Raw genomic sequence first — 14,422 nt, forward strand, 5'->3', positions numbered from 1 at the left:
AAAACTAGTGCAAGTAACACTCATCATTCTCATCGTCAGTTAGAGTTGTTCGACGTCTCATGAGTTGTTAGTGCATTGTGCGGTGTATAAGCTTCATAATATCCGCCTCTGCGAATTGCAGAGAATCTCCTGGATAAGCGTGCATGACATAAGGAGTTAATCCGTTGAATAAGTCCATATTGGCGCTAATTCGAACATGTTTCACCCCAGAGGTCTGACTCCGAACCGTCTTGTCGATGGTGTGAAGGAGCTCATCTGATAATTTGTCGCTCTGCTTCACTGTACGTACCGGACTATCCGATGTAATGAAGCGCGGGGGCCAGCGATTCGCCTCGCGTTCCATATGTCCAGCTGTATTTGGGGCGCCGATTCGGGATTGCTCATGCTTGCCTCCGCTGCCGATTGTACCTAGGCCTGTGCCATCAAGCGTGAGCGCGACATAAGCGGTATCCTTATGCTGCAAGACATAGGCTACACTGATTCCATCCAGGTGTCCGACAGCATCGCTGACAGATTGATTGATGAACAGGGGACGCGGATTAGACAATGCCTGCGGCTGAGATGTGGAATGGGACTGCTTTGTGTTCTGTTTCGTACGATGGTTGCTTTCGGTGCCCATTTGGGGCAACGGGGTTCCAGAAGGTGCTGATTGCTCCTTAACCTTCCGATCTGCATAGTTCGCCTTCGTGTTGCCTCCCGGCGACCTTGACTTCTCAGCCTCCATCCCAGCACAGCCGGAAGAGATCAGCATGACAGCGGCAATTATAAATGTGACAATCCAGTGAACGTGATTTGCGTTGTTGTGAACATCATTTGACAACTCCATTCAACCTCCTTATTTACTTCCATTAGTGTTCAAAAATCAACATGCGAGTATGCGGAATATAGATTTTTGTGATCAAAACAGGCAGGAAACTGCCAGAAATTGAGTGGTTTCGACAAAGGCGAGCAGTCTCATTTTGTATTTTGTAACCGTTTACAAATACTGATATAAAGCCGTTTTTCAGAGTATTTGAACACTTTGTGAACTGACCGGGAAACATTGACAAATAAATATATGGAAATTATATTTAGGTAAGTGATTGTAGTAATTGACAGGATTACGACATCCGTGTTTAAACCGGGGCCTGCCTGAAGGCATTCGAACATGAGAATGACTTCTGACGAAGGATTCTTACCGGTCTGAATTCGAATATGCATGCGCCTTCATTGCGCAATGGATTCTCTGCGTGATGAATGATTGGTTAATATTGGCTTATTTGGATGGACGGCAGCTTGTACTCACTTCTAAGCCATAGGGGCACTTGCATTGAGATTTCGACACAGCATGCGATGGGGTAATCAGCGAAAACGTACAAAGTGGGGTTGATCAATGATGAATCGGTGGCACGCAGTGAAGCGACTACTTCCACTGTTCGCCGGACTCGTCCTGCTCCTAAGTGCTTGCGGTCGTGCTGATATATCGGCTCTCAATCCGCAGGGGCCCATTGCAGACAAGCAGTTCGGATTAATGCAGTTGGCGATTACGATTATGACGATAGTCGTTGTTGTCGTATTCGGTATTTCCATTTATGTCGTCCTTCGCTATCGCAGACGACCGGGACAGAACGAGATTCCGAAGCAAGTCGAAGGGAACCACAAGCTTGAAGTGATTTGGACGGTCATTCCGATCATCCTCCTCATTATTTTGGCAGTTCCAACGGTGAAGTATGTATTTGCCTTCGCTGAGGACTATAGCCAAGACAAAGATGCAATTAAGGTTAAGGTAACAGGTCATCAATATTGGTGGGAATTCGAATATCCTGAGTATGGGATTACAACAGCTCAAGACATGATTGTTCCGAACGGGAAGAAAATTGCTCTTGAGTTGAAGACAGCTGATGTCCTTCACTCCTTCTGGCTTCCATCCATTGCGGGCAAGATGGATACGAACCCATCCGGCAACGTCAACAAGATGTATATTGAGACATATGTAGAAGGCGTGTATCGCGGGAAGTGCGCTGAGCTATGCGGATACTCCCACGCATTTATGGAATTTAAAGTGAAGGCGGTCAGCGAAGACACGTTCACGGCTTGGGTGAATGAGATGAAGGCTGAACCAAAACCGTTCGAAGGTGACACACAAGTTGCAGAGAGCTTCAAGCAGAATTGCTTGTCCTGCCACGCTATCGATAATAAGCCGTCCATGGGACCTAACTTGAAGGGGTTTGGCAGCCGTGAAGCAGTTGCTGGTATTATGCTTAACCGTGAAACTGCTGATGAGCCATTGGATCAGAAGAAGGTTGAGGAGCAACTTCGTCAATGGATTCAGGATCCTGAGAAGGTGAAGCCTGGCAATAAGATGCCAGCATTCAAAGATAAGTTGTCTGAGCAAGAACTCGATGGCATCGTGAAGTACTTGGCAGAATACAAGCTAGATTCCTTGAAAGCAATCAATAAGCAGTAGATTTCAGCATCTTCTAGGGGAGGTAACGACCTTGGCTCACACGGTGAAGCGACATCGCGGCCTGATGGATTGGCTGACGACGGTCGACCATAAGAAGATCGGCATTCTGTACCTTATCGCCGGGGCTCTTTTCTTCGGTATTGGCGGTATTGAAGCCATCTTAATCCGGATACAATTGATTCAGCCTATGAATGATTTCGTAGACGCAAAAACTTTTAATGAATTGATTACCATGCACGGCACAACGATGATTTTCCTCGGCGTAATGCCGATTATCTTTGCACTTATGAATGCCATTATCCCGCTGCAGATCGGGGCTCGTGACGTTGCGTTCCCGTTCTTGAACGCACTCGGCTTCTGGACATTCTTCTTCGGCGGCTTGCTGCTGAACTTGAGCTGGCTGATGGGCGGTGTGCCTGATGCAGGCTGGACATCTTACGTACCGTTATCAAATACGGATTATAGCCCAACGCACGGTGTGGATTTCTACACCATCGGCTTGCAGATTTCTGGTTTGGGTACACTCATCGGGGGCATTAACTTCTTGGCAACGATTATTAACATGCGCGCGCCGGGAATGTCCTTCATGCGCATGCCGATGTTTACATGGGCGTCCTTTATTACGTCTGCATTAATTCTGTTCGCTTTCCCTGCTGTAACGGTAGGATTGATCCTGCTCATGTTCGACCGCTTGTTTGGAGGGAACTTCTTCTATGTACCGAATGGAGGAAGTGTGGTGCTCTGGCAGCACATCTTCTGGATCTTCGGTCACCCGGAAGTGTACATTCTGATTTTGCCGGCGTTCGGGATTATCTCTGACGTCATCAGTACGTTCTCTCGCAAGCGCCTATTCGGGTACAGCTCCATGGTATTCGCAACGATCCTGATCGGTTTCTTAGGCTTCATGGTATGGGCTCACCATATGTTCGCAGTCGGTCTTGGGCCAGTAGCGAATGCGCTGTTCTCGATTGCAACGATGCTTATCGCAGTACCAACCGGTATTAAAATATTTAACTGGCTATTCACGATGTGGGGCGGTTCGATTAAGTTCACCGCGGCCAATCTGTACGCAGTAGGTTTCATTCCAACATTTGTTATGGGTGGGGTTACGGGCGTCATGCTGGCATCTGCGCCTGCTGACTTCCAGTTCCATGATACGTACTTCGTCGTAGCGCACTTCCACTACGTTATTGTTGGGGGCTTGGTGCTCGGCTTGTTCGCAGGGCTCCATTTCTGGTGGCCGAAGATGTTCGGACGCATGCTTCGTGAAGGACTAGGCAAAGCTACCTTCTGGATGTTCTGGATTGGATTCCAATTGACATTCTTCGTTCAGCATTTCCTTGGTTTGATTGGAATGCAGCGTCGGGTCTTTACGTACTTGCCGAATCAAGGCTTCGACCTCATGAACTTGGTAAGTACGATCGGGGCAATCATGATGGGCATCGGGGTTCTTATGTTCTTGTACAACATTGCAATTACATCAAGAGATCCGAAGAACCTGGGCAACGATCCTTGGGAAGATGGACGTACGCTGGAATGGACAATTCCATCTCCACCGCCAGAGTACAACTTCAAGCAAACTCCGCTTGTGCGCGGCTATGATGCTTGGTGGAAAGAAAAGATGGAGGGCAACACGGAAATGCCGGCTGCAGAGCCGATTGGTTCCATTCATATGCCATCGCCATCTATTCTCCCGTTCATGATGTCTGTTGGCTTGTTCGTGGCAGGCTTCGGCTTCATGTTCGCGAAGGATGATTTCAATAATGCACTGCTGAACGGTTTGTTCAACAATCATATCGTGGCAGGTTTCGGCTTGCTGATTACATTCGGCTGTATGTTCCTGCGTTCAATTAAGGACGACCATGGATATCATATCGAACCGGAAGAGTTGGAGCAGAAGGGGGTTAAAGCATGAGTGCACATGCACATCACGCAGAAGGCGAATGGCCACATGAGCCGGAAAAAGCAACCCTAGAAGGCCGCAATAAGGTCGTCGGCTTCTGGTTGTTCCTTGGCGGAGAGGCGGTATTGTTCGGTACGCTGTTCGCAACATTCCTTGCGCTGCGCAATCAAATCGGTGATGGTCCTGCCGCTTCCGAGCTGTTCAAGCTTCCAATGATTGCGGCTGCTACAATGATCTTGCTGACCAGCTCCTTGACGAGCGTGTTCGCTATTCAAGCGATGCACCGCAAAGAAGTCAAAGCCATGCTCAGCTGGCTCGCAGTAACGGTTGCATTGGGACTAGGATTCTTATGTCTTGAAATATACGAGTTCGTAGAATATGTGCATGAAGGTCACACGTTTACGACGAGTGCGTTCAGTTCATCCTTCTACACCCTGGTCGGCTTCCATGGTGCGCACGTTGCCTTTGGTGTCGTATGGATCACACTTGTTATTTTGCAAACAATGAAGAAGGGCTTGAATTTGGTTACAGCACCGAAGATTTACGTCTCCGCACTGTATTGGCACTTTATCGACGTTGTGTGGGTATTCATCTTCACAGTTGTATACCTCATGGGAAAGGTGGGTTAACCAAGTGACAACACACCAAGTAACATCAGACAACTCGAAGCGTCGACATAAGCATGAGGGCAAGCAGAAGCATATTATTGCATTCATCTTCTCTATTGTGCTTACGTTGATCGCATTTGCTACGGTAGGTTCAGCGGGTGAAGTAAACCCAACGTTCACGGTTATCATCCTTCTCGTCATGGCAGTCTTGCAGGTTGTCATTCAGATGGGGTATTGGATGCATATGAAAGATAAAGGACATATGATTCCGATACTGTTCATGATAGGTGGAGCCGTCATTGCTTTCACAGCCATTATAATGGCTGTGTATTGGGTATGGTGGTAAAGTCGGATAAGTGAGAAGAGGGGACGCGAAGAGCGTCGCCTCTTTTTCCGTAATAGGGCTAAATGTGGCGAAATGGTGGCGCCTCGGGTGTTGCAGGATGAGGAGGGCTGAACATTTATGTTCGGATTGACAGAATACTTCAGTTTCTATGATGTGTGGAGTCCGTTGTTCCTTGCAGCAACGGTGCTTATCAATGTGTTATATTTCGGGCTGACAGGGCCTTTTCGCAATCGATTCTCATCTTCTGAGCCAGTGCCTGCGTCGAAGAAGCTAATGTTTGTAATTGGGACAGGCTTGCTCTACCTAGCTCAAGGCGGGCCTATTAATATGATGAGTCATATGATGTTTACCTTCCATATGGCGATGATGGCATTATCGTACATCATTGTACCGCCGCTTCTATTATTAGCTATTCCGTCCTGGTTATGGCGATATCTATTGGATCGCAAGCCGCTGAAGCGTTTGAAGCTGTTGACGAATCCGATTCTTAGCGCTGTTCTATTCAATACCTTGTTCTCTTTCTATCATGTGCCGGCAGTGCATGATTATGTCATGACTCATTATACGGAACATATTATTTACTACATTGTATTGTTCATTGCTGCTATGCTGATGTGGTGGCCGATCGTCGTTCCGGTACCAGAGTGGAACTCGTTGACAGATGTGAAGAAGATGGGCTATGTTTTTTTGAATGGCGTTCTAATTACTCCTGCTTGTGCATTAATCATCTTTGCAAGCGAGCCTCTCTATGCTACGTATGTGGACAAGGAAGCCTGGGTGCAGGCAATGGGCTATTGCATATCCGGGGATCCTGTAAAGATGCTCGCCGCATTTGATGGGCCTAGCTTCTTTAATTGGTTCACTCCGATTGAAGATCAACAGCTCGGAGGCATTCTAATGAAGCTGATTCAAGAAACGATGTATGGCTGTATTCTCTTCTACGTATTCGTCCACTGGTTCAGACGTGAAAGTAAAGATGATGACGATTTTGTGGACACCACAGCAGAAGGGCAGTTGAATTCGTAAAAATGCTCTATAATGGGTAGCGTAAGCAGAAGCAGGAGAGTTATTGGCTGCTTCGTTGCCGATGTATATGAGGAGGGCGTTTCATTCGTGGATCTGTACTTTATTATGCCAACTATCAGCACGACGTTCATCGTCGTCAGCGCCATATTGGTCGCTATCGGTTGGGCTCAAATTATTAAGGGCAAGCGGGAACAGCATAAGAAGACGATGCTGGCAGCGGCCGTAGCTGCGACAATCTTCTTCATTATTTATGCGTCTCGCACGGTTTTCGTTGGCAATACCGCATGGGGCGGCCCGGATGACCTTAAGGTATATTATCTGGTCTTCCTGTTGTTCCATATTGTCCTTGCAGCTGTAGCAGCTGTGTTCGGCTTGACGACACTGTATACAGGGTATAAAGGGAGTTATGCGAAGCACCGCAAGCTGGGTAAGTTCACCTCTGTCATCTGGTTCATTACTGCAATAACAGGGGCAACCGTATATCTTTTGCTGTATATCTTGTATCCAGGTGGTCATACAAAGCCAGTAATAGATGCTATATTTGGTCTGTAATCAACTAGTAGACGGCGATCTGTGAAGAGGATTTCCACGTCGCTGGTTTGTTCGTGAGTGCGATAGTTAGTTTAGAAGAAGCTCGTTCTTTCTGCACTTTAAGTGCGAAAGGCGAGCTTTTTTTGCATGCTTAGATTCTTCAGCATAGTAGGCTTTTAACGGTGCAAATAAAGATGAGTCTGGATAGGGTAATGTTTATTTTTCCTAATGATGGATTGACAGGGAAGTAGTCACTCATTATACTGTGTATAAAGATATATACAGTAAGCACAGTGATGAGCGAGTAAGCACAGTCGATTTAGTGGGCTATGGTGGATCACGTTGAGCATAAAGGGGGCTTTAAAGTGCACAGACCATATAGAGAAGCGTGGATGCTTGTAAAGAGCGATCTTGTTCGATTCAAGTGGGGCTTGTTGATGACGGTAGCGTTCAGTGTTTATATGGCCACGATGAGCGGTCTGGTGTTGCGGGATTTATTTCGTGGCGACGAGGTCTTGACGAGAGCTTTCAAGGGGGTTGCGGATTTTGTGTTTCTTTTTACGATCCCGAATCTTGGTTTCTTTTTCTCTCGAAGATCAATGCGATATATGAAGGATGACTCGTATACGAAATGGATGCGGAAGCTGCGCATACTCCCAATCGATGCGAGAACCATAGTGTATTCACGTACGATGCAGATGTGTGTGGCTCTGCTGATTAATATGAGCATTGTTATCGTGGGGCACTTCTTACTCAGTGAGACACTGAGAAGTCTTGACTGGATCAGCATCTTATCCTATGTATTCATGCTGGTAGCGTACGCTGTTGCTGTTAATTGGTTGTATATCTCGTGTGAGCTGAGCATGAGCGGACGATTATATATGAGGTATACATTTATTCTACTAGGCGTTATAACCGTTGTGTCCGTCCTGGTAGGGGTAGCGGACGGAAGTATTTTACAGACTGTGGTAGACGTAGCGCGATCGTACCCTTGGATGGGTATCGTGTTGTCCATTGTTATCATCGTCAATTCGATGGTAATAGGAATGAATCGACTGCGTAAGATCGTTTTGAAGCGAGATTGGATGTAATGAAGCACAGAATGAATCAGGAGGTGATGAGAAGCGGTGTTTATACCGATTCAAATTAATACGAACAGTTCTGAACCGTTGTATGCCCAAATTAAACACCAGCTTCGTGCACTCATCCTGAGCGGGCAGGTAGAAGAGGGAACGCTGCTTCCGTCCATACGTGAATTCGCAAATCAGCTCCAATGCAGTGTGATTACAGTCAGAAGGGTATATCAAGACTTGGAGAACGAAGGGATGCTGCGGACGAAGCAAGGCACGGGGACATTTGTGACACCGGTTCAAGCGGCAGATCGCGACAGGTATCGCAAGGAAGCGATCGAGCAGGCACTCGAGCAAGCCGTAGAAGCTGCAATGCATGTGGATGTATCCACTGAAGAACTCATGCAGATGCTTCAGGAAATCATCCAGCGTAAGCACAGCGGGAGCTAGCATTTGGTGCGTACAAGGGGGGAGAAGCATTGGACAATCAACATGTAATTGAGATGAAACAGGTAGTGAAGCAGCGTGACAACTTCCGCATTGGCCCGTTAAATATATGCATACCACAAGGCTGTGTCACCGCAATCATAGGTACGAATGGGTCTGGCAAGACGACGATGCTTGGAATGTGCCTGGGACTTGTTCATCCTGATGAAGGTAAGGTAACTGTGCTGCAGGAGAAGACAGAGCCAGAGCTAAGCACACTTGTGAAGGCGCGAATTGGCTTCGTAGCGGAGAACTCTGATTCGGAGGAGGACGATATGACAGCGGAGCAAGTCGTATCCTTTGTTTCACAGTGGTATCCTTCATGGGATTGGCAGCTCTACCACCAGCTTATGGCGAAGTATGAGTTGCCGCCGAAGCAGAAGCTGAGTAAGCTGTCGAAGGGAATGCGCCGCAAGCTGGATTTGATCGTTGCGATATGTCCGCAGCCAGAGCTGCTGCTGCTTGATGAACCGTCCTCCGGGTTCGATCCACTATCTTGGCGCATGATGATCAATGATTTGCATTCGTATTTAAAGGATGGGAAGCGGACCGTCTTAATCGCGACACATATCGTGGATGAGGTGAAGCGGTTGGCCGATTATATTCTGATTATGCATAAGGGCAAGGTGCTTCATTTTACGGAAAAGGACACCCTGTTCGATGCTTGGAAAGTGTTCGTCGTGGATGGCGAGGCGACAGATTACGAAGGTGCGCCAGGATTGATGAGAGCTGAATCAGAACGATTTGGAGCAAGACTTATTGCATATGGTGCATCTCGCTTAGGACGCTTTTTACATGATGAGGGGATTGAAGTTGTTCAGACTCATGCATTGGAGCTGGATGACATATTGGCATATATGATTGAGATGCATATTGAGGGGAGCGTATACGCGTAATGAATCCATTACAGTTGCAGCAAGTCGTGAAGCAGTACGGTGACAAGACAGCCGTGAATGGTCTTAGCTTTAAGGTAGAAGAAGGGGAAATCTACGGATTGCTTGGCGCGAATGGTGCGGGCAAGACGACGACGATGCGGATGGTACTCGGTCTTATTTATCCAGATGGCGGTTCGATTACGTATCATGGCAAGCCGTATCATGATGGGCTGACTCGCATCCTCGGGTATTTGCCGGAGGAACGGGGAATGTACCCGAAGGTGAAGATTAGCGAGCAGGTAACGTACTTGGCGCAGCTGCGCGGGATGAAGCGTGCGGAAGCAGACAAGAACCTAAAGTATTGGCTGGACCGGTTCAATGTACCGGAAAACTACAACAAGAAAATTGAGGAGCTTTCTAAGGGAAATCAGCAGAAAATCGGCTTCATTGCAGCTATTGTTCACAAGCCGAAGCTGCTCATCTTGGACGAAGCGTTCAGCGGCTTGGATCCCGTTAACGTCGAATTGTTGAAGGAGACGGTTAAGGAGCTGCGCGATCAAGGCACGAGCATTCTGTTCTCTACGCACCGGATGGAGCATGTAGAAGAACTGTGCCAGAACCTGACGATTTTGCAAAAGGGTAATGCGGTGCTGCAAGGGTCGCTGCGTGAATTGAAATCTCAATATCCACGAGAGCATGTCATCCTGCGCACGAGTGGAGATGTGGATGGTTTGGATCGCATCGCAGGCGTCCAATCCGTTTCCCGAACAGGAGACGGTTATAAACTGCACATTACGAATGAAGTGGCCGCACAGGATATCCTGCAGCTTGCGATGGCACAATCGACAGTTCAGCAGTTCGAGCTGAAGGAGCCGACATTGAACGAGATCTTCATTAAAGCAGTTGGAGGCGAATCTAATGCATAACCTGGGGACGGTCATTCGATTCACATTGAAGACGAAGATGATGACGAAGTCGTTCATCATTACGACGATTATTTTAGCACTCATTATGTCAGTTGGGGTTAATATTCCGTATCTGATCTCGCAATTTTCGAGCAATGAACCTACATCAATCGGTCTGGTACAGGGTGGAGAGTACGCGGACATTGTGAAATCATTTGAAGATCAAATGACGAAGCATGGAGGCAGCGACTTAAAGCTTGTTCCGTCCGCTTCAGAAGAGGAGCTGCGCAAGAAAGCGGAGTCCGGCGATCTGGAAGGATACTTGAAGTTCGAGCCAAAGAAGGACGAAGCGGGCAATGTGGAGAAGCAATCGTTCCCGCAGGTTGTGTTCCATGGCAAGGATGAGCTTGGACATGGCGATGAGGCGACGGTTACAGGTGCATTAAGTGCAGTGAAGACTGAGTGGCTCGTGAAGGATTCACTTACCGAACAGCAGAAGGCAGAGCTGAGCAAGCCGGTTACGATTGATACACAGAAGATCGTGAAGGAAGGCGAGAAAGCGAAGGAAGAAAATCCGATACAAAAAACGATTTCGATTATCGTCGTTATGGTATTGATCATTCTGTTCTTCATGACGAATACGATGACAGGTAACATGATTGCATCCGAGGTTACGCAAGAGAAGAGCTCGCGTATTATGGAAATTCTCATTACGAGCGTATCGCCGCTCGCGCAAATGTTCGGGAAAATTATCGGCATGTTCATACTTGGGCTGATACAAATTATTGTGTTCTTCGTTGTGGTTATGATTAATCTGCTGCTGCCGCATAATTCAGCCCCACTGAAGGCACTCAACTTCGATATCTCGATGATTGATTGGACAGTGGTTGGTGGTGGATTGCTGCTCTATGTGCTTGGCTACTTCCTATATGCAACGCTGTTCGCAGCAGTAGGCTCGCTCGTTAGCCGGACTGAAGACTTGGCACAAGCGATTATGCCGATTACGATGCTATCGTTGGCGGCATTCTACATTGTAATGTTTAGCGTGTCGTCACCGAACACCTTGCTGGTAAAAGCGACATCCTTTGTTCCATTCTTCACACCGACCTCGATGCTGCTACGGATTGGTACGGGAAATGCAGCATGGTGGGAATTCTGGGTGAGCATTGCGATCTTGATCGTATCCATCCTGTTCTTCGGCTGGCTTGCTGCGAAGATTTACCGCACGGGCGTACTGATGTACGGCAAGCGCCCATCGTGGAAGGAACTTCGCAAGGCGATGAAGGCGTACAAAATTTAGTACGAGCTTCAAACCACATGTGAGTAACAGTTATAATTGAGACGGATACCACAATATTTGAAACAAATGAAGGCATAGATTTAAGAAGATGTATATTGCCTGTTAAGCCATACCTTGGTTTATCAGGTTTTTTTCTATTCAACCAGCTTACTTTGAGTGTGTTTCATTCAATTCATTACCACGTAGGTAGTATGAAAATTGAGCGTTATTTGTCGCTCTATCCATGACATTCTCTGATTGAGGTGAAAACATGAAAGGCGCTGCGCGGACAGCGTCTTTTTCTTGGGCTTTAGCGGTTACCGTGTAGTGTGGTGCCCTTCTTTTTAACTGCTGCAGCAATCGTGATATGATAGAGGCAAGCAAGAAAGGTTAGGACGGAAGCATTATTGGGGGTTAGTTATAAAGATGACTACAAGTAAGCTATACATGACCATTTATGAAGAGATTAAGGGAAAGATTGCTTCAGGTGAGTATGCACCGGGAACAAAGCTTCCTTCGGAGCATGAATTTTGCGTTATCTATGACACGAGCCGGGGAACGATTCGTAACGCGCTCGATCTGCTTGTCGAGGAAGGGCTTGTCAATCGCCATCCTGGCAAGGGTGTATATGTGCTAGACAATAATGCCATCGCGTTCTCATTCGGCGGATTGGTCAGCTTCAAGGAAGCAAGCGAGAGCAGCGGGCAGAAGTTCGAGACGACCGTACCTTATTTTGAGGAAATAACGATTACGGACAAGCTGCATGAGCGGACTAAGCTGCCATTGGGCGCAACAGCATATTGTCTGCATCGGGTGCGCGAGCTTGACGGAGAGCGCATTATTTTAGATATCAATTATTTTTTAAAGGAGAAGGTGGAGGGCCTAACGAAGGAAATTGCTGAGCGCTCGATATACGACTATATCGAACAGCAGTTAGGGCACAAAATAGGCTTTGCCCAGCGCGTGATCCAGGTGGAGCCTGCGACGGCCAAGGATCGGGAACACTTGATCATGAAATCGTACGGCTTCGTCGTCGTTGTGAAGAACTATGTATATATGCATGATGGTGAGTTGTTCGAGTACACGGAATCGCGCCATCATCCTGAACGATTTGTGTTTACTGACTTTGCGCGGAGACGCTGACAGGGTTCTAAGTAACTCCGGTAATGGTAAAAAGGATAATTTCAAGCGCTAAAGCAGCCTTAGCTATACGGAAGGACGTACGTTTAAATTTATTGGGAGAAGTGCGAGATCGAAACTCCGATTCAAATGATAAAACCGCCCGATTTTACGAATTTTATATTGGACGCAACCAAACTATAAGAAACAGCAGCAGTCTTGGATGAGAAAAGAAATCCTAGAGTGACCGCTGTTTTTTACGATCTCCAAAGCAACTTGTCTATACAAGTGTTTACAAACCTGTCTATACAAGTTATAATAATCTCAACAAACGTGGAAGCGATTCCATTGGGGAGGTACATCGATATGGCAGTTGATCAACGTTCGGTTGAGCAGATTTTAGAAGCCATTGGTGGAAAAGAAAATATTTCTGCGGTTACGCATTGTGTAACTCGACTTCGCTTTGCATTGAACGACGAAAGCATTGTTGATCAGCAAGCATTGGAGAAGAATGAACTTGTCAAAGGATCATTTGCAACGAATGGGCAGTTCCAAGTCATTATCGGTCCAGGACTTGTACAGAAGGTGTACGAAAAGCTGCTTGAGATTAGCGGTGGGGAACGGGCGTCTACGCAGGACATCAAGAATGTGGCATCCAAGAAACTAAACCCATTGCAGCGTGCAGTGAAGGCGCTTGCAGATATCTTCATTCCGATTTTGCCTGCTATTATTACGGCAGGTCTATTGATGGGAATCAACAATATATTGACTGGCAAGGGCATCTTCTTTGCGGATCGAGCCTTCATTGATGTATATGCCCAGTGGAAGGGTTTCGCGGAGATGATCAATCTGATCGCCAATACCGCCTTCGTCTTCCTGCCGGGGCTGATCGGCTGGTCAGCGGTTAAAAAGTTCGGCGGCAGTGAACTGCTCGGGATTGTACTTGGCTTAATGCTTATCCATCCGGATTTGCTGAATGCTTGGGCATATGGGGATGCAGTTGCGAATGGTACGGTACCGCACTGGAACTTGTTTGGTTTTGAATTCGAGAAGATTGGCTATCAAGGGCAAGTGCTTCCTGTACTTGTATCCGCTTTCTGCTTGGCGAAGATCGAGGGCTTTCTGAACAAGCGTGTGCCGGATGGCTTCAAGCTGCTGTTGGTCGCTCCGACTACGCTGCTTCTTACCGGGTTTTTGTCCTTTATCGTGATTGGACCGTTGACCTTCACAATCGGCAACGCCATCACATCGGCTTTCGTTGGAATTTTCGAGCATGCGGCTGTACTGGGTGGACTTATTTACGGCGGCTTGTATGCGCTGCTTGTCGTAACAGGTATGCATCATACATTCCTGGCAGTCGACCTGCAGCTCATTGCAAGCACGGGCAGCACGTTCCTATGGCCGATTCTCGCCTTGTCCAACATTGCGCAGGGCTCGGCGGCGCTTGCGATGGTGTTCGTTACTAAAGACGAGAAGCTGAAAGGGATGTCCGTGACCTCGGCGATATCTGCTTACTTGGGCATTACTGAGCCTGCGATGTTCGGTGTGAATCTGCGGCTGCGGTACCCGTTCATCTCAGCGATGATCGGCTCTGCATTAGGCGCAGTCGTTATCTCAGCATTTCAGGTAAAGGCCGTGTCTATCGGCGTTGGCGGATTGCCAGGCTTCCTATCTATCTTCCCGCAGCAGTGGGTTCCATTCTTCCTCGGCATGGCGGTGGCGTTGATTGTACCGTTCGTCATTACGCTTATTATCGGGAAGACGAAGCGTCAGGCATAATTAGGGCATTCATAACGATACACAGAGCGATTCCTATATCGTACTAAAA

Annotated in this window: 14 protein-coding genes; 13 read left to right on the forward strand and 1 reads right to left on the reverse strand. The window is 47.5% G+C overall.

The window, feature by feature from the left end; all coding sequences use genetic code 11:
- Positions 1 to 67: 67 nt before the first annotated feature.
- Positions 68 to 826 carry a hypothetical protein gene (locus tag ABN764_RS12975; RefSeq protein ID WP_174811172.1) on the reverse strand — a complete coding sequence of 253 codons (759 nt, stop codon included), beginning with the start codon at positions 824 to 826 and terminating at the stop codon, positions 68 to 70.
- A 546-nt stretch (positions 827 to 1,372) separates the two neighbouring features.
- Here ABN764_RS12975 and coxB point away from each other — a divergent pair.
- The 13 genes from coxB to treP all read left to right on the forward strand — a co-directional run bounded on the left by coxB (position 1,373) and on the right by treP (position 14,373).
- Positions 1,373 to 2,446, forward strand: a complete 1,074-nt coding sequence (gene coxB / locus ABN764_RS12980; RefSeq protein WP_446672109.1) for a cytochrome c oxidase subunit II — start codon at positions 1,373 to 1,375, stop codon at positions 2,444 to 2,446.
- A gap of 64 nt (positions 2,447 to 2,510) precedes the next feature.
- Entirely contained in the window at positions 2,511 to 4,361 is a 1,851-nt protein-coding gene (gene ctaD, locus ABN764_RS12985; protein ID WP_268626619.1) for a cytochrome c oxidase subunit I, read from the forward strand.
- Positions 4,358 to 4,978: a cytochrome (ubi)quinol oxidase subunit III gene (locus ABN764_RS12990; protein ID WP_021256218.1), complete on the forward strand. Its 621-nt coding sequence runs from the start codon at positions 4,358 to 4,360 to the stop codon at positions 4,976 to 4,978. Before ctaD ends, ABN764_RS12990 begins: the two co-directional genes overlap by 4 nt.
- Positions 4,979 to 4,982: 4 nt before the next feature.
- Entirely contained in the window at positions 4,983 to 5,303 is a 321-nt protein-coding gene (locus ABN764_RS12995; protein WP_021256217.1) for a cytochrome C oxidase subunit IV family protein, read from the forward strand.
- A gap of 117 nt (positions 5,304 to 5,420) precedes the next feature.
- Positions 5,421 to 6,329 carry a cytochrome c oxidase assembly factor CtaG gene (gene ctaG, locus ABN764_RS13000; protein WP_174808740.1) on the forward strand — a complete coding sequence of 303 codons (909 nt, stop codon included), beginning with the start codon at positions 5,421 to 5,423 and terminating at the stop codon, positions 6,327 to 6,329.
- 87 nt (positions 6,330 to 6,416) lie between these two features.
- Entirely contained in the window at positions 6,417 to 6,881 is a 465-nt protein-coding gene (locus ABN764_RS13005) for a DUF420 domain-containing protein (RefSeq protein WP_021256215.1), read from the forward strand.
- Between the two features lie 344 nt (positions 6,882 to 7,225).
- Positions 7,226 to 7,951 (forward strand): hypothetical protein, encoded by a 726-nt coding sequence (locus ABN764_RS13010; protein ID WP_446672110.1) that lies wholly within the window; start codon positions 7,226 to 7,228, stop codon positions 7,949 to 7,951.
- Between the two features lie 36 nt (positions 7,952 to 7,987).
- The gene (locus ABN764_RS13015) at positions 7,988 to 8,380 is read left to right on the forward strand and encodes a GntR family transcriptional regulator (protein WP_021261259.1); all 393 of its coding nucleotides are present in this window, start codon (positions 7,988 to 7,990) and stop codon (positions 8,378 to 8,380) included.
- Between the two features lie 29 nt (positions 8,381 to 8,409).
- Entirely contained in the window at positions 8,410 to 9,312 is a 903-nt protein-coding gene (locus ABN764_RS13020; protein WP_446672111.1) for an ABC transporter ATP-binding protein, read from the forward strand.
- Complete coding sequence (locus tag ABN764_RS13025) at positions 9,312 to 10,217, forward strand: ABC transporter ATP-binding protein (protein ID WP_446672112.1); 906 nt, start codon at positions 9,312 to 9,314, stop codon at positions 10,215 to 10,217. The genes ABN764_RS13020 and ABN764_RS13025 overlap by 1 nt, the downstream gene beginning before the upstream one ends.
- Positions 10,210 to 11,496, forward strand: coding sequence for an ABC transporter permease (locus tag ABN764_RS13030; RefSeq protein WP_065290181.1), 1,287 nt, complete (start codon positions 10,210 to 10,212; stop codon positions 11,494 to 11,496). Before ABN764_RS13025 ends, ABN764_RS13030 begins: the two co-directional genes overlap by 8 nt.
- A gap of 405 nt (positions 11,497 to 11,901) precedes the next feature.
- Positions 11,902 to 12,618 carry a trehalose operon repressor gene (gene treR, locus ABN764_RS13035; RefSeq protein ID WP_446672113.1) on the forward strand — a complete coding sequence of 239 codons (717 nt, stop codon included), beginning with the start codon at positions 11,902 to 11,904 and terminating at the stop codon, positions 12,616 to 12,618.
- Between the two features lie 342 nt (positions 12,619 to 12,960).
- Positions 12,961 to 14,373, forward strand: coding sequence for a PTS system trehalose-specific EIIBC component (gene treP, locus ABN764_RS13040; protein ID WP_174808746.1), 1,413 nt, complete (start codon positions 12,961 to 12,963; stop codon positions 14,371 to 14,373).
- Positions 14,374 to 14,422 lie beyond the last annotated feature (49 nt).

The organism is Paenibacillus wuxiensis, assembly GCF_040195695.1.
GTDB classification, from domain to species: Bacteria; Bacillota; Bacilli; order Paenibacillales; family Paenibacillaceae; genus Paenibacillus_B; species Paenibacillus_B suaedae.